Below are 14,475 nucleotides of genomic sequence, written 5' to 3'. Positions count from 1 at the left end.
ATATTTCTCCCGACGAACGGTCATTATTTGGATTGCCTGCGGCAGCGGCCGCGCTTACGGTATCAGCCATCGCCCCTCGCGGCGCACAGCGTGCACAACCCTCCCCGCGGGGAGGGTCGACTCAGGGACGAGTCACCCGGCCCACCGCAAGGTGGGCCGTTTTTATTGGCGCGCTGGGCGAGCGCGGTCCAAGGCCGCACAAAGCTGCTCGGCGCCATCGATCAGGCGCGGCCCGGCACGGGTCAGCAGGTCGGCGTTGACCGCGTAGATCCGCCCCTGCGCCTGCACCGGCGCCTGCGGAAAGCGCGCCCAATAGGCCCGCACCGCCGCCACATCGCGCTCGCCGTGGATCACCACCTCCGGCCGAGCCGCCAGCACCGCCTCGTCGCTGACCGGCGCCGCCAGGGTCGGCAGACCGGCAAAGACGTTGATGCCGCCGCAGAGCGTGATTGCCTGGCTGATCGGGCTGGCGCGGTTGACCGTGTAGGGCGGCGCGGTTTCGATCTGGAAGAACACCCGCAGCGGCGGGGCCTCGGCGTAGCGCTGTTGCAGGCGCGCCAGCCGGCGCCGGTAGTCGGCCGCCGCGGCTTCAGCCTCGGCACCGCGACCCAGCCAGGCGCCGATGCGCTCCAGCGCGTCCGCCACTTGCGTGAGGCTCTCAACCCGCACCGGCTCCACCCGCAAGCCCAGCCGGCGCAGGCGGGCAATGGTGGTCGGCGAAGTGCCGCCGTCCCAGGCCAGCACCAGGCTGGGACGCAGGCCCAGCAGCACTTCCAGATTGACCTGGCTGGCGTCGCCGACCACCGGCAGCCGGCGCACGGCTTCCGGGAAATCGCTGTAGGCGATCACGCCCACCAGTTGCTCGCAGCCGCCAACCGCGCAAACCAGTTCGGCCAGATGCGGCCCCAGGGCCACCACCCGCTCGCCGGCGCTGGCAACACCGGCAGACAGCAGCAACCCCAGCGCCAGCGCGGCGCGCCGCACCACCGACCTCACAGCAGGGTGCCGGTGGTGAATACCGCGAAGCCGGCCAGCAGGATCAACAGCGCGCGGGTCTGCATGCGCAGCACCTCGCGCAAGGCGGACTCCAGATTGGGCGCCACCACGCGGCTGCCGTCGGCCTCCTCCGCCGCCAGCGCGCCGGAAGCGACTTCGGCCAGCACCGCCCAGCTGTGACTGCGCCAGCCGTGCTGGTAGTCCAGCTCGCCGACCCGCCGCCAGGCGGTGAGGGCGTCATCCATGCTGCCGGCCAGGGCGAACAGCGCCGCGCACAGGCGCACCGGCAGCCAGGCGGCGAGACCGTGCAGCTGCGCCGCCGCGTTGGCGGCGGCGGTCTGCGGCTCCAGCGCCTCGACCTGCGCCGGCAGGCGGCTGGCAACACGGTAGAACACCGCGCCCGCCGGCCCCACCGCGACAAACCAGAGCAGCACGCCGAACAGCCGCTCGTGACTCTGGATGAACAGCGCACCCAGCAGACTGCGGTGGCTGGCCTCCGGCTCCGGGCCGTGCTGCAGCCGCCGCGCCAGCCGCGCCACCTCGGGCTGATCGCCGGCGGCGCGCGCCGCCAGCAAGGCCTGCACGTCGTCGGCGAGATCGCGTGGCCCCAGGCAGAGGAACAGCACCAGCCCGCCGAACAAGCCCTGCAGGAACAGCCCCGGCAGCAGGCTTTGCACCAAGGCGGTGGCTGCCACCGCCAGCGCGGTCAAGAGCCAGGGTAGCGCGGCGCTGCGCGCCAGCAGGGCACCGAGGCGGACCTTATCCAGCGTGCGCAGGATCGCCCGCAGCAGCACCGGCTGACCAAAACCCAGGCCGTGCGGCACCAGCCGCTCGGCGGCGAGCGCCAGCAGCACCGCGAGGAAATTCATCGCGGGAACTCCACCAGCGCCAGCAGGCGCGGCCAGTCGAACCAGGGGCCGGGGTCGGTCTTGCGCCCCGGCGCGATGTCGCTGTGGCCGACGATGCGTTCGGGCTTCAGCGCCGGGTAAGCGCGCATGGCCGCCACCACCAGCCGCGCCAGCGCCACGTACTGGGCGTCGGTGAACGGCCCCTGCTCGTCGCCTTCCAGCTCGATGCCGATGGAAAAATCATTGCAGCGCTCGCGGCCGTCGAAGCAGCTCTCGCCGGCATGCCAGGCGCGCTGCGTGGTCGGCACGTACTGATGCACCCGGCCGTCGCGGAACACGCAGGCGTGGGCCGAGACCTTGAGCCCGGCGATGCTGGCGAAGTAGGGATGCGCCGTCGGTTCCAGGGTGCCGGCGAAGAACTGGTCGATGTAGGCGCCGCCGTACTCGCCCGGCGGCAGCGAGATGTGGTGCACCACCAACAGGCTCACCAGCTCGCCCTCGGGCCGCGCATCGCAATGCGGCGACGGCCATTGCAGGGTGTGCGACCAGCGGCCGGTGGCCGGATCGAGCGCCGGCAGCGGCAGCAGCATCTCCGGCGGCGGACCGGAACTTGCCGGGCGGGCGATGTTCATAGCGGAGCAGTGCGGCCGGCGACGCGCCGGGCATCCCACGTATGCTGCGCACCTTTCACGACACTCTCTTCGACGGCAGTCATGCCCTATCCGATTCCTGTGTTTCCGCGCCTGAAGCAATGGTCCTTCCGTGGCGCCGTCGGCGCCACGCTGCTCGTCCTCAGCGGTTGTGCCGCACTGGCCCAGCCGCAAACGCCTACGCCATCTCCACCGGCGCCAATCGGCGCTCCGGTTGCCGCCCCGCTGCCGGATGCGCCGCTGAGCTACCGCAAGCATATCTTGGCGAACGGCCTGACGCTGCTGGTGCACGAGGACCACAAGGCGCCGCTGGTGTCGGTGCAGGTCTGGTACCACGTCGGCAGCAAGGACGAGAAGCCCGGCAAGACCGGCTTCGCGCACCTGTTCGAGCACCTGATGTTCAACGGCTCGGCGCATCACGACGACGAGTTCTTCCGGCCTCTGGAGGCCGCCGGCGCCAGCCTGATCAATGGCACCACCAATAGCGACCGCACCAATTTCTACGAGACCGTGCCCACCGAGGCGCTGGACCTGGCGCTGTGGCTGGAATCCGACCGCATGGGCCAGCTGCTGCCGGCGGTCACCCAGGCCAAGCTCGACGAACAGCGCGGCGTGGTGAAAAACGAAAAGCGCCAGCGCGAGAACCAGCCCTACGGCAAGGTCGACGAGCTGCTGACCCAGGCGCTCTATCCGGTCGGCCATCCCTATTCCTGGACCACCATCGGTTCGATGGAGGATCTCGACCGCGCCTCGCTGGCAGACGTCCACGACTGGTTCCGCCGCTACTACGGCCCCAACAACGCGACGCTGGTGCTGGCCGGCGACATCGGCTTCGACGACGCGGTAGCGCGGGTGGAGCAGGCCTTCGGCAGCATCCCGCCCGGACCGGCGGTGACCCGCCAGGACGAATGGGTGGCGCCACTGACCGAGGAGCGCCGGCTGACCCTGCCCGACCAGGTCACCCAGCCGCGCCTGTACCGTGCCTGGAACGTCGCCCGTCGCGGCAGCGCCGACAGCCTGATGCTCGGCTTTGCCGGCGACCTGCTGGCCGGCGACAAGGCCAGCCGCCTGTACCGGCGCCTGGTCACCCGCGACGGCCTGGCCACCGCGGTGTCGGCCGACATCGACCCCGGCGAGCTGAGCTCGCAGTTCGTCATCACCGTCAGCCTCAAGCCGGACGCCGACCGCGTCGCCGCCGAGGCTGCGCTGGACGAGGAGCTGGCGAAGTTCGCGCAGCAGGCCTTTCCCGCCAGCGAGCTGGAGCGGATCAAGACCCGGCTCTACGTGATGCGCCTGGCCGGCCGCGAGAGTGTCGCTTCCAAGGCCTCCGAGCTGGCCTCCTGCCAGGTATTCCTGGGCTCGCCGGAAGCCTGCGAGCGGCAGTGGCAGACCCAGCGCGAAGCCACGCCCGAAGCGGTGCGCGCCGCCGTGCAGCGCTGGCTGACCCCGGGGCAGATCCGCCTCGCGGTGTTGCCGTCACCGGCCCTTGCGGCCGGTAGCGGCGGCGACCTCGACCGTCGGCAGCTACCGGCGGTGGGCGAGCCGGCCGGCATCAAGCTGCCGCCCTTGTCGCGCTTTCGCCTGAGCAATGGCATCGAGGTGCTGCTCGCCGAGCGCCACGAGGTGCCGCTGGTGCGGCTGGCGCTGCTGTTCCCCTGGGGCACGGCGGCGCAGCCGGAGGCCGGCAACGTCGAGATGCTGCTGGGCATGCTCAGCGAGGGCGCGGCCGGCCTGAGCGCCGAGCGGCTCACCGAAGCCTATGGCGACCTCGGCGCCAGCTTCGGCGTCGATACCGATGCCGACTCGGTGGCGATCACTCTCGGCGCCACCCGCGCGCGCCTGCCGGAATCCTTGCAGCTGTTCCTGCGCAATCTGCGCGAGCCGAGCTTCCCAGCCGACGCCCTGGCGCGCCGCCAGCAGCGCAAGCTGGCCGGGCTGCGCGCCAATACCGCCAGCCCCGGCGGCATCCTCGGCCTCAACCAGTACCGGCTGATGTACGGCGAGCATCCCTACGGCCGCTTCAACAGCCTGCCGCGCCTGGAAGCGGCGACCCTGGCGCTGAACACCGACAGCCTGCGCAGCCTGGCGGCGCGCTTCCTGCGTCCGGAGGGCGCGCGTCTGCTGGTGGTCGGCGATGTCGATGTCGCCAGCCTGCAGCCACTGCTGGAAGCGCAGTTCGGCAGCTGGCAGGGCGACTCCACGGTAGCGGCGGCGATCAGCGCCCTGCCGCCGGTGAGCGCGCCGGCGCCCAGGATCTATCTGTTCGACAAGCCGGGCGCCGAGCAGACCCTGATCGCCGCCGCCGACCTGGCGCCGACCCTGAACGATCCCCAGCGCGAGGCGATGGAACTGGCCAATGCGGTGCTCGGCGGCCTGTTCACCTCGCGGCTGAACATGAATCTGCGCGAGGACAAGCACTGGAGCTATGGCGCCTCCAGCGGACTCGGCGAGGCGGTGGGGCCGCCACTGTTCTACGTGCAGGCGGCGGTGGAACGCGAACACAGCGCCGACGCCCTGCGCGAGGCGCGCGCGGAAATCGCCGCGCTCGGCGGACCGCGCCCGCCCAGCGCCGAGGAGCTGGACGCGGCGCGCAAATCCCTGGTGCGCACCCTGCCCGGCGCGGCGGAAACCGCCGACGGTGTGCTCGATCTCTACCGGCGCCTGCTGGTCTACGGCCTGCCCGAGGATCACTACAGCGGCTACGCGGCGCGGCTCTCGGCGCTGGACGCGAAGGCGGTGACCGCGGCGGCGCGGCGGCTGGCGCGGCCGGAGGCGCTGAGCTGGTTCGTGGTCGGCGACCTCGCCAGGATCGAGGCCTCGGTGCGGGCGCTGAAGCTGGCGCCGGTGACGGTGCTGGCGGCGGACGGGACGGTGTTGCGCTAAGGCGAGGGCTCGCGTCCACTCGGTGCGCGAGTGCCCAGCGACTTTCGGAGGGGCCGCGGACGAGCGCTGCTACGCGGCGCGGCCTTCGGCCCCGGACCGAATCTGGCGGCCTTACTCGGTGCTGCCCAGCTCGCGCACGAAGGTGTAGCGCGCCGGCTCGGCGACCAGGGTGTCGAAGGCCTTGCTCCCGCTGTTCTCGCTACCGAGATCGAACGGCAGCTGCAGGATGAAGATGCCGGTGCCCAACACCGTGGTGACCAGGCCCAGCGGCCGCACCAACAGCAGATCGAAAGCCATGGCGCCAGCCGAGGGCGCTTCGTCGACCTGGCTCAGGCTGCTGTCGGAGGCCTGGGCAGCACCACCGGCGAGCAAGGCGGCGAGCAGCATCGGGGCGAGCTTGTTCATGGGCACTCCACAGGGGGTTGATCTGTGAGGGCAGGCTAGTAATGGCCTATGGCGCTGTCAATCCAGCGGCGACAATGGCGGCATGATCCATCTCGTTCTGCACCAGCCGGAAATCCCGCCCAACACCGGCAATCTCATCCGCCTCGCCGCCAACACCGGCGTGGCGCTGCACCTGATCCATCCGCTCGGCTTCTACCTGCGCGACAAGGATCTGCAGCGCGCCGGCCTCGATTACCACGAGTGGGCCAGAGTGCAGGAGCACGCCGACTTCGCCGCCTTCCGCGCCGCGCTGCCGCAGGCGCGCATCTGGGCCTTCAGCACCCGCGCCGAACGCCTCTACAGCGAGGCCAGCTTCTTCGACGGCGACGCCCTGCTGTTCGGCAGCGAGACTCGCGGCCTGCCGCAGGCGCTGCTCGACAGCCTGCCCGCCGAGCAATGCCTGCGCCTGCCCATGCTGCCCGGCTCGCGCTCGCTCAACCTCGCCAATGCGGCGGCGGTGGCGGTCTACGAGGCCTGGCGGCAGCTGGGTTTTGCCGGCGCGAACTAGAGGGTGAGGGCTACTGGCAGAAGCTCGCCAGCTGCTCCAGCGTGTAGGTGCTCTGCTGGCCCTTGAAGTTGAACGTGATCGCGCCGCCGCTGAGAAATTCCACCTCGTAGCGCGTGTTGCTGCCATCGGTAATCGCCACCCGGCCGCTGGTGCTGACGCCGCTGCCGTTGATGGTGACCGGCTGCAGCGTCTGCAGGTTCAGCTTGCCGGCAAAGCAGCGGCGGGTGTTGCTGGCGAAACCCAGGCCGCCATCCAGGCGCAGGCTCTCGACTCCGGAGCTGAAGCTGCTTCGCTGCTGCAACTGGTCGAACAGCAGGGTGCCGCTGAGCTGCGCCCGGTGGTCGACCACCGTCAGCGTGCCCGCCAGGGTTTCGCTGTCGCCGTTGGCGTCGCTGATGCTGAGAAAGTTGAACAGCCCGCTGCTGGTGCTGTCTTCGCCGCCCTGCGCGGCTTCCTTGTAGGTCAGGCTGAACGGCGTCGTGCCCTGACCGACGGCGCCCTCGTACCGCGCGCAGCTGCTGGCGGTCTGGGCGGTGTCGGTGCAGCGCTCGAGCAGACGGCCGTTGACAGTGGTGCGGCTGATTTCCTGGTTGGCGTTGTCGCGACTGATGTCCACGCACTGGTTGGCGAGCGTGGTGCCGTCCTCGGCATACAGCGTGCCGTCGTCGGTGGTGAAGCTGGCGTTGCCGCCACCATTGCAGGCGCGGGTGCTGGTGCCCTTGGGCTGCGCCGCCTTGGCCTGGCCAGCGTTCTGCTGACGCGCGTTCAAGGCCTTCGCGCTGGCCATCAGGGCGGGACTGGCGCTGGCGGTGCTGGCTTCCAGGCTGCCGCTGCCGCTCAGGCCGGGCAGGCTGCCGGCGATCACCACCACCGCCGCCACCTCGTCGGCGGACTTGAGCGTGACGGGCGTGGAGGCATCCGGCGTGCCCTGCAAATCGCCGCCGCCACCGCAGGCCAGCAGCTGCATGCCCAGAAAGCCCGCGATAGGCAGATGAAGCCAGTGTTTCATTTGGGTTCTCCCTCGAATCGGTTGGAATGATGCGGCGGCAGCAGCCACTTCCCAGTGCCTGCGCTGCGGCAGCTTAGCGGCAGCGGATGCGGCGGTCGATCAGTGCTGCTCGGAACGCAGCGGCCGCTGCGCCAGGGTGGAAACCGCTTCCACCGGCTTGATCTCGCCGGCGATCACCTTGGCGATCTCGCGGGTGATCGGCGTATCGACGCCCAGGCGGTCGGCCAGCCGCAGGACCTCGGCGGCGGCCTTGGCGCCCTCGACCACCTGGCCGATGGTGGCGGCGGCCTCGGCCGGGGTCTTGCCCTCGGCCAGCAGCAGGCCGAAACGGCGGTTGCGCGACTGGTTGTCGGTGCAGGTCAGCACCAGGTCGCCGAGGCCGGCGAGCCCCATGAAGGTCTCCGGCTTGGCGCCGGCGGCGACGCCCAGGCGCATCAGCTCGCTCAGGCTGCGGGCGATGAAACCGGCGCGGGTGTTGGCGCCCAGGCCCAGGCCGTCGGCGATGCCGACGCCGATCGCCATGACGTTCTTGGCGGCACCGCCGATCTCGACCCCGATCACGTCGTCGGAGGGGTAGGCGCGGAAGCCGTCACCATGGAACTCGTGCGCGATCTTCTCGGCAAAGGCCTTGTCGCTGGAGGCGATCACCACCGCCGTCGGCAGGCCCATGGCCAGCTCCTTGGCGAAGGTCGGGCCGGAAAGGATGGCCACCGGATGGCTCTCGGGCAGACCGGCCGCGATCACCTCGTGGGCCATGCGCGCGCTGCCCGGCTCCAGGCCCTTGCAGGCGCAGACGATGCCCTGCCCCGGCCGCAGCAGCGGCGCCACCGCCCGCACGGTGCTGGCCAGGGCGCTGCTGGGCGTGGCAATCAGCAGGTCTTCGGATTCCGCCACCGTGTAATGGAGGTCGGAGAGCGCGCGCAGCTTGGCCGGGAACGGCAGGCCGGGCAGGTAGTCGGCGTTTTCGCGCGCCGACTCCATCACCGCCATGCTGCCGTGGCTGCGTCCCCAGAGCAGGGTCGGGTGGCCGCGGCGGGCAAGATGGATGGCCAACGCGGTTCCGAACGAACCGGCGCCGAGCACTGCCAGCCGCGCCTGCACCGGAGTCGCCCCTTAGTGGGCGACCACCGCCGGCGCGGGAGCGGCGGCGGCGCGGCGGTTGCGGTGTTCGAGGAACAGCGCTTCAAAGTTCACCGGCTGCAGCAGCACCGGCGAGAAACCGGCGCGCTGCATCAGGTCGGCGACGCTCTCGCGGGCGAAGGGGAAGATGGTGTTGGGGCAGAACACGCCCAGCACGCCTTCGACGTCGGCCGGGTTCTCGAAGCCGCGGATGGTGAAAATGCCGGCCTGGTGCGCCTCGATCAGAAAGGCGGTTTCGCCGGTCGGCAGCTTGGCGGTGACGGTCACCGACAGCGTCACCTGGAAGTTGTCATTGCCGACGTTCTGCGCATTGGTGTTGAGCGCGATGTCGATGGCCGGCTGCTCGGTGCGGGCGAAGATCGCCGGCGCCTGGGGGATCTCGATGGAAGCGTCCTTGAGGTAGATCTTCTGCAGCAGCACCTGCGGTCCGGTGGCGGGCGCGGTCTGGGGAGCGGCGGTATCGGTCATGGGAATTCAAAAGGTGGAAAAACAAACGGCGCGCCAGCCCAAAGGGGCGGCGCGCTAGGGCGCACAGTCTAGCGTCTGGGCGCCGGACTAGTCTTTCAGCAGCGGGTCCAGCCCGCCGGCGCGCTCCAGCGCGGCCAGATCGTCGAAGCCGCCGACGTGGGTATCGCCCACGTAGATCTGCGGCACCGTGCGACGGCCGGTACGTTCCATCATCTCCTGGCGGACGGTGGGGTCGCGGTCGACCTGTACCTCCTCCGGCGTCACACCCTTGCTGGCCAGCAGGCGCTTGGCCAGCGTGCAATACGGGCAGTAGCCGGCGGTGTACATCCGCACCGGTTTCATCGTTACTTGGCCGTCACCGGCAGGCTGGCGCCGACCCAGGCGTTGAGGCCGCCGGCCAGCGGATAGACCTCGGCGAAGCCGGCCTGCTTGAGCAGCAGCACCGACTCGCGGGCGGTGCCGCCCAGCGCGCAGTAGACGATCAGGGGCTTGGATTTGTCCTTCTCCAGCTCGGTGAGCCGGGCCTTGAGCTTGTCGTGCGGGATGTTCACCGCGCCCAGCAGATGGCCCTTCTTGAAGTCGGCCACCGGGCGTACGTCGATGACGCGGGCATCGCGGTCGTTGATCAGACGCACCGCCTCGGCGGGCGGCAGCTTCTTGCCCCCGGTGAACGAGCCGTGGACTTCATTGGCGATCATCGCCAGCACGGCGGCGCCCAGTGCGGCCATCAGCAGCGGGTGGGCGGCGGCAAACTGCAGGAGCTCTTGCATCGAATCCATCGGGAATTGAGGTAGATTGGATTATCTCACTGCTGATACCGCCTCGAAAGGCGCCTGCCAACTTGCGTGTTCCGTTTGCCCTGCTGATGTTTGCCGCCGGACTGGCCGTCTCGGCAAGCGGCCCGGTCTCTGCTGGAGACAGCAAAACCGGGGCCAAGCCGGCCGCCAGCCAGAAGGAACTGGACCGGGTGCGCAACCGCATCGAGGCCCTGGGCCGCTCCCTGGACAAGGACCGCGGCCAGCGCGACGCCCTGGACGACCAGATCGAATCCGCCGAGAAGAGCCTGGCCGCCAGCCAGGCGACCCTGAACCGGCTGACCGAGGAGTTGGCCGCTCGTCAGGCCGAGCTGACCCGCGCCCAGACCGCCCGCGACCTCGCCCAGCAAAGGCTGGGCAGCGAGCGTCTGGCCCTGGCCCAGCAGCTGCGCGCCGCCTTCGTCAGCGGCCAGCGCGACCAGATCAAGCTGCTGCTGTCGCAGGACAGCGCGCTGCCGGTGGGCCGGCTGCTGACCTATCACGACTACCTGGGCCGCGCCCGCGCCGACCGGGTGCGCGGCATCGAGGCCGACCTCAAGACCCTGGACGAGGCAGAAGCGCGCATCCGCAGTGAAACCGCGCGCATGGCCGAGGCCAAGGCCCAGCACGAAATGGCGCTGAAGGAAGAGCTGCGCCTGAAGCGCGAGCGCGAGCAATTGCTGGCGCGCCTCAACGAGCGCATCGGCGACGAGGAAGACCAGCTCAAGCGCCTGCAGCGCGGCGAGCAGGAACTGGTGAAGCTGCTCAGCACCGTCCGCGACGTGCTTGCCGACGCGCCGGTGACCACGCCCAAGACCCTCGACCGCGACGGCCAGCCGGCGCGCCCCTTCGGCCAGGCGCGCGGCCGCATGGGCTGGCCGGTGCGCGGCCCGCTGCTGGCCAACTACGGCGACCCCAAGGTCGGCGGCAAGCTGAGCTGGAAGGGTTTATGGATCGCCGCCGAGCGCGGCACTCCGGTAGCCGCCTCGGCGCGCGGCCGGGTCGCCTATGTCGGCTACATGCACCGTTATGGCCTGATCGTGATCCTCGAACACGAAGACGGCCACTTCACGCTCTACGGACATCTCGACGGCACGGCGGTGAAGGCCGGAGACAATGTCCCAGCCGGCGCCAACCTGGGCAGCGTCGGTGATTCCGGCGGACACGACCGCACCGGCCTGTACTTCGAGGTGCGCAAGGGCACCGAGCCGTTGGACCCGCGACTCTGGCTGGCGCCCTGATCCGGGTTTCTGTCCGGCGCACCAGCCGCCACCACAACCGAACCGCCTGTCTGTCACTTTCGGCGGCCGCACGAAAACGCTGTGGTATTGTCCAACCCCTCGGTTTCCGTCCTACCTTCGTCATTGATTTCCATGTCTTCCAGAGTCCGTCTCACCCTCGCCCTGGCCACCGGTGCGGTCCTCGGCATCGGCGTCACCCTGACCCACGGCGTGTTCGCCGAGAAGCAGGCGCCCAGCAGCGACACGCTGCCGTTGAAGGACTTGCAGGCCTTCGTCGAAATCCTCAACCGGGTGAAAAACGACTACGTCGAACCGGTCAGTGACGACAAGCTGCTGGAAAACGCGGTGCGCGGCATGCTCGCCGGGCTCGACCCGCACTCGTCCTATCTGGACAAGGACGAGTTCAAGGACATGAACACCACCACCACCGGCAAGTTCGGTGGCCTGGGCATCGAAGTGCAGATGAAAGACGGCCTGGTGTTCGTGGTCAGCCCGATCGACGACACCCCGGCAGCCAAGGCCGGCATCCAGTCCGGCGACTTCATCGTCAAGATCAACGAAGACACCGTGCGCGGCCTGTCGCTGAAAGAAGCGGTGGACAAGATGCGCGGCGATCCCGGCAGCAAGATCAGCCTCACCGTGGTGCGCCAGTCGGCCGACAAGCCGCTGGTGTTCGACATGAAGCGCGACACCATCAATGTCGCCTCCGCCAAGGGCAAGCTGCTGGAGCCGGGCTACGGCTACCTGCGCGTCAGCCAGTTCACCGCCACCACCGGCAAGCTGGTGCAGGAGGAGCTCAAGAAGATCAAGAAGGACGGCGACCTGCGCGGCCTGGTGCTGGACCTGCGCAACAATCCGGGCGGCGTGCTGAATGCCGCGGTGGATGTCTCCGACGCCTTCATCGACAAGGGCCAGGTGGTCAGCATCAAGGGCCGCGACCCCGACTCCAACCGGGTGTTCAACGCCACCAGCGGCGACGAGCTCGCTGGCCGGCCGATCGTGGTGCTGGTCAACGGTGGCTCCGCCTCGGCGGCGGAAATCGTCGCCGGCGCCCTGCAGGACACCCACCGCGCGGTGATCGTCGGCAGCAAGACCTTCGGCAAGGGCTCGGTGCAGACCATCCTGCCGCTGGCCAACGACAGCGCCATCAAGATCACCACCGCCCGCTACTACACCCCCTCCGGCCGCTCGATCCAGGCCGAGGGCATCGAGCCGGACATCAGCTTTCAGCCGGTGAAGATCAGCAAGGCCGATGGCGACCCGTTTGAAGGCATCCGCGAGAGGGAAGCCGACCTCAAGGGGCGCCTCGACAATACCGACGCCGCCAAGGCCGACGAGGCCAAGAAGGCGGAAGCCAAGGCCGCCGCGGACAAGATCGCCGCCGACGAGCAGAGCCTGGCCGAGACCGACTACCAGCTCTACGAAGCGCTGAACCTGCTCAAGGGCCTGACCATTGCCCGCGGCTACTGAGTAGCCCGGCGCGCAACAAAAAAGCCCGGCACTGCCGGGCTTTTTTGTTGGCTACCACTGGCAGCCGGCGATGTGCCTGCCCTGAGGATTGCGCTAGACCTCGCTCTCGTGGGTCAGGAAGCGACGCACCTCTGACAGCCGCCGCCGCGACACCGGCAGCAGCGCGGTGGAGTGCCGCACCCTCAGGCCGTGGGCGGAATCGTCGTCTTCCTCGGCGCCGCGGCGGCGCTCCAGGCTGGCGATGTACTTGGTGGCGACCAGGGCCTTGCGGTGGATGCGCAGGAACAAGGGCGCCAGGTCCTCCTCCAGCGTCTTCAGCGACTCCTCGATCAGCACCTCGCCGTGCAGATGGCAGACGGTGGTGTATTTCTGGTCGGCGAGGAAGTACAGCACGTCGTCCACCGGCACCCGCACCAGGCCTTCGCGGGTGGTGGCGAGGATGAACTCGCGCGCCGGCTTGGCATTGGGGTCGTGGGCCGGCGGTGCCGGCTTCTGGGCGCGCGAGAGCTTGCGCACCTTGAGCAGGGCGTCGCGCAGCTTCTCCTTGCGGATCGGCTTGAGCAGATAGGCGTCCGCCTGCGCATCGAAGGCCGACAGCGCGTGCTCGGCGTAGGCGGTGGTGAAGATCACCGCCGGCGGGGTATCGAGCTGGGCCAGCTGCCGGGCCACGGTGATGCCATCGACGCCGCCCATGCGCACGTCGAGCAGCACCAGATCGGGCTCTTCGTCCTCGATCAGGTCGAGGGCGGTCTCGCCGTCACCGGCTTCGCCGATGACCTCGTAGCCAGGAAATTCTGCCATCAGTCGCCGCAAGCGCTCGCGCGCCAGCGGTTCGTCGTCCACGATCACCACCCGCATCGTCAATCCCCCTCGTCACTGGCCCCTGGCGTTGCGCTCTGTAGGCCCTGAGTGTCTTCCGTCGTATAGGGCACCTGGATACGCGCCCGATAGACCGGCCCGGTCTTGGTGCGCTCAGGCCCCTGCTCGAGTGTTGCAGTATCACCGTAAATCAGCTTGAGCCGCTGGGCAATGTTTTCCAATGCCACGCCGGTGGATTCGCGCTTGGGGGCGTCTTCCGGCGGCACCGGGTTCTCCACATCGATGACCAGGCGGTTGCCGTCGCGCAGGATCGCCACGGTGATGCCGCCGCGGGCACGCAGCCGCGAAACGCCGTGGTGCACGGCGTTCTCCACCAGCGGTTGCAGGATCAGCAGCGGCACCCGGGCGGCGTGCGCCTCCGGCGCGATCTCCCAGTTGATCCACAGCTTGTCGCCCAGGCGCGCCCGCTCGATGCGCAGATAGGTCTTGACGAACTCCACCTCCTCGGCGACCCGCACCAGGCGGTTGCGCTTGTCCAGGCTGGCGCGGAACAGGTCGGCGAGGTCGATCACCATCTCCTCGGCCTGTGCCGGATTGGTGGAGATCAGCGAGGCGATGGAATTGAGCGAGTTGAATAGGAAATGCGGGCGGATACGTGCCTGCAAAGCCAGATAGCGCACCTCGGAATCGGCCCTGACCTGTGCCTGCAACTGCGCGCGCCCCCAGAAGTAGCGCAGCAGCAGCAAGGAGAGGATGGCGCTGATGGCGACGTTGCGGACGATGAACTCCTCGCGGGTTTCGCCCAGCGGCTGCGCCCAGGCGACATACTTGAGCAGCCACCAGCTGACATCGGAGATCACCAGGGTCACCAGCACCAGCAGGCCCCAGCAGACGAAGAACACCACGCCGACGCGCGCCAGCCGCAACCAGCGGCGGGCAATGCACAACACCACCGCGCTCGACAGCCCCTGCCATTGCAGATACAGCGACAGCAGCATCAGCTGCTGCAAGGCCTCGCCACCGCGCTCGGCGCCGACCAGGGTGAGGATCACCGCCACCATCTCCATCACCAGCATCAGCAGCCACACCGCCTCGCCACGACAGAAGTTGGGGATCAGGTTGTGCTGACTCTCCGGCTGGATGGCCGCATTGTTCATGGTCGGTCTGGCAAGGGGACGGCGCACCTATAATGCCGCGCCCGCCGC

15 protein-coding genes are annotated in these 14,475 nt (G+C 69.2%); 4 read left to right on the top strand and 11 right to left on the bottom strand.

All coding sequences use genetic code 11. The features are described from left to right. Window positions 1-162 precede the first annotated feature (162 nt). From AC3WT6_RS03880 to ampD, 3 genes are read right to left on the bottom strand one after another with little or no spacing between them, the layout of a single operon-like run. Window positions 163-996 carry an ABC transporter substrate-binding protein gene (locus AC3WT6_RS03880; RefSeq protein ID WP_492652246.1) on the bottom strand — a complete coding sequence of 278 codons (834 nt, stop codon included), beginning with the start codon at window positions 994-996 and terminating at the stop codon, window positions 163-165. Continuing rightward, complete coding sequence (gene ampE, locus AC3WT6_RS03875) at window positions 993-1,865, bottom strand: regulatory signaling modulator protein AmpE (protein ID WP_492652245.1); 873 nt, start codon at window positions 1,863-1,865, stop codon at window positions 993-995. The genes AC3WT6_RS03880 and ampE overlap by 4 nt, the downstream gene beginning before the upstream one ends. Beyond that, on the bottom strand, window positions 1,862-2,476 hold the full coding sequence (ampD, locus tag AC3WT6_RS03870) for a 1,6-anhydro-N-acetylmuramyl-L-alanine amidase AmpD (protein WP_492652244.1): 615 nt from the start codon (window positions 2,474-2,476) through the stop codon (window positions 1,862-1,864). Before ampD ends, ampE begins: the two co-directional genes overlap by 4 nt. 81 nt (window positions 2,477-2,557) lie before the next feature. Between ampD and AC3WT6_RS03865 the strand changes: the two genes are divergently transcribed. Next, a complete protein-coding gene (locus AC3WT6_RS03865) occupies window positions 2,558-5,377 on the top strand; it encodes a M16 family metallopeptidase (RefSeq protein ID WP_492652243.1) in 2,820 nt (939 codons plus the stop codon). 111 nt (window positions 5,378-5,488) lie between these two features. Here AC3WT6_RS03865 and AC3WT6_RS03860 read toward each other — a convergent pair whose 3' ends face one another. Continuing rightward, window positions 5,489-5,782 carry a hypothetical protein gene (locus AC3WT6_RS03860; RefSeq protein WP_492652242.1) on the bottom strand — a complete coding sequence of 98 codons (294 nt, stop codon included), beginning with the start codon at window positions 5,780-5,782 and terminating at the stop codon, window positions 5,489-5,491. Window positions 5,783-5,864: 82 nt separating this feature from the next. On the opposite strand from AC3WT6_RS03860, the gene AC3WT6_RS03855 reads away from it, so the two are divergent. After that, window positions 5,865-6,329: a tRNA (cytidine(34)-2'-O)-methyltransferase gene (locus AC3WT6_RS03855; RefSeq protein WP_492652241.1), complete on the top strand. Its 465-nt coding sequence runs from the start codon at window positions 5,865-5,867 to the stop codon at window positions 6,327-6,329. Window positions 6,330-6,339: 10 nt separating this feature from the next. On the opposite strand, the gene AC3WT6_RS03850 is transcribed toward AC3WT6_RS03855, so the two are convergent. The 5 genes from AC3WT6_RS03850 to AC3WT6_RS03830 all read right to left on the bottom strand — a co-directional run bounded on the left by AC3WT6_RS03850 (window position 6,340) and on the right by AC3WT6_RS03830 (window position 9,725). Continuing rightward, entirely contained in the window at window positions 6,340-7,338 is a 999-nt protein-coding gene (locus tag AC3WT6_RS03850) for a hypothetical protein (protein WP_492652240.1), read from the bottom strand. A 99-nt stretch (window positions 7,339-7,437) separates the two neighbouring features. Then, a complete protein-coding gene (locus AC3WT6_RS03845; RefSeq protein WP_492652239.1) occupies window positions 7,438-8,439 on the bottom strand; it encodes an NAD(P)H-dependent glycerol-3-phosphate dehydrogenase in 1,002 nt (333 codons plus the stop codon). A 12-nt stretch (window positions 8,440-8,451) separates the two neighbouring features. Next, the gene (secB, locus tag AC3WT6_RS03840; RefSeq protein WP_492652238.1) at window positions 8,452-8,946 is read right to left on the bottom strand and encodes a protein-export chaperone SecB; all 495 of its coding nucleotides are present in this window, start codon (window positions 8,944-8,946) and stop codon (window positions 8,452-8,454) included. Between the two features lie 87 nt (window positions 8,947-9,033). Further along, a complete protein-coding gene (gene grxC / locus AC3WT6_RS03835) occupies window positions 9,034-9,288 on the bottom strand; it encodes a glutaredoxin 3 (RefSeq protein ID WP_492652237.1) in 255 nt (84 codons plus the stop codon). Between the two features lie 2 nt (window positions 9,289-9,290). Next, window positions 9,291-9,725: a rhodanese-like domain-containing protein gene (locus AC3WT6_RS03830; RefSeq protein ID WP_492652236.1), complete on the bottom strand. Its 435-nt coding sequence runs from the start codon at window positions 9,723-9,725 to the stop codon at window positions 9,291-9,293. A gap of 62 nt (window positions 9,726-9,787) precedes the next feature. Here AC3WT6_RS03830 and AC3WT6_RS03825 point away from each other — a divergent pair, with 62 nt between their 5' ends. Both AC3WT6_RS03825 and AC3WT6_RS03820 read left to right on the top strand, forming a co-directional pair. Then, window positions 9,788-10,981: a murein hydrolase activator EnvC family protein gene (locus tag AC3WT6_RS03825; protein ID WP_492652235.1), complete on the top strand. Its 1,194-nt coding sequence runs from the start codon at window positions 9,788-9,790 to the stop codon at window positions 10,979-10,981. Window positions 10,982-11,113: 132 nt separating this feature from the next. Beyond that, window positions 11,114-12,451: a S41 family peptidase gene (locus tag AC3WT6_RS03820; protein ID WP_492652234.1), complete on the top strand. Its 1,338-nt coding sequence runs from the start codon at window positions 11,114-11,116 to the stop codon at window positions 12,449-12,451. Window positions 12,452-12,544: 93 nt separating this feature from the next. Here the strand turns inward: AC3WT6_RS03820 and AC3WT6_RS03815 are convergent, their stop codons facing one another. Together AC3WT6_RS03815 and AC3WT6_RS03810 are read right to left on the bottom strand one after the other, a co-directional pair. Further along, window positions 12,545-13,309, bottom strand: a complete 765-nt coding sequence (locus tag AC3WT6_RS03815) for a LytR/AlgR family response regulator transcription factor (protein ID WP_492652233.1) — start codon at window positions 13,307-13,309, stop codon at window positions 12,545-12,547. Between the two features lie 2 nt (window positions 13,310-13,311). Beyond that, window positions 13,312-14,427 (bottom strand): sensor histidine kinase, encoded by a 1,116-nt coding sequence (locus tag AC3WT6_RS03810; protein WP_492652232.1) that lies wholly within the window; start codon window positions 14,425-14,427, stop codon window positions 13,312-13,314. Window positions 14,428-14,475 lie beyond the last annotated feature (48 nt).

The organism is Stagnimonas sp. FW305-C-60, from assembly GCF_058782965.1.
Note: the sequence above shows the minus strand (reverse complement) of the source record. Positions and strands in the feature narration are given on the sequence as shown.

Coding starts and splice junctions, on each gene's coding strand:
- ampE (WP_492652245.1), bottom strand. CDS start 1,865: ATGAATTTCCTCGCGGTGCTGCTGGCGCTCGCCGCCGAGCGGCTGGTG.
- ampD (WP_492652244.1), bottom strand. CDS start 2,476: ATGAACATCGCCCGCCCGGCAAGTTCCGGTCCGCCGCCGGAGATGCTG.
- AC3WT6_RS03865 (WP_492652243.1), top strand. CDS start 2,558: ATGCCCTATCCGATTCCTGTGTTTCCGCGCCTGAAGCAATGGTCCTTC.
- AC3WT6_RS03860 (WP_492652242.1), bottom strand. CDS start 5,782: ATGAACAAGCTCGCCCCGATGCTGCTCGCCGCCTTGCTCGCCGGTGGT.
- AC3WT6_RS03855 (WP_492652241.1), top strand. CDS start 5,865: ATGATCCATCTCGTTCTGCACCAGCCGGAAATCCCGCCCAACACCGGC.
- AC3WT6_RS03850 (WP_492652240.1), bottom strand. CDS start 7,338: ATGAAACACTGGCTTCATCTGCCTATCGCGGGCTTTCTGGGCATGCAG.
- secB (WP_492652238.1), bottom strand. CDS start 8,946: ATGACCGATACCGCCGCTCCCCAGACCGCGCCCGCCACCGGACCGCAG.
- grxC (WP_492652237.1), bottom strand. CDS start 9,288: ATGAAACCGGTGCGGATGTACACCGCCGGCTACTGCCCGTATTGCACG.
- AC3WT6_RS03830 (WP_492652236.1), bottom strand. CDS start 9,725: ATGGATTCGATGCAAGAGCTCCTGCAGTTTGCCGCCGCCCACCCGCTG.
- AC3WT6_RS03820 (WP_492652234.1), top strand. CDS start 11,114: ATGTCTTCCAGAGTCCGTCTCACCCTCGCCCTGGCCACCGGTGCGGTC.
- AC3WT6_RS03815 (WP_492652233.1), bottom strand. CDS start 13,309: ATGCGGGTGGTGATCGTGGACGACGAACCGCTGGCGCGCGAGCGCTTG.
- AC3WT6_RS03810 (WP_492652232.1), bottom strand. CDS start 14,427: ATGAACAATGCGGCCATCCAGCCGGAGAGTCAGCACAACCTGATCCCC.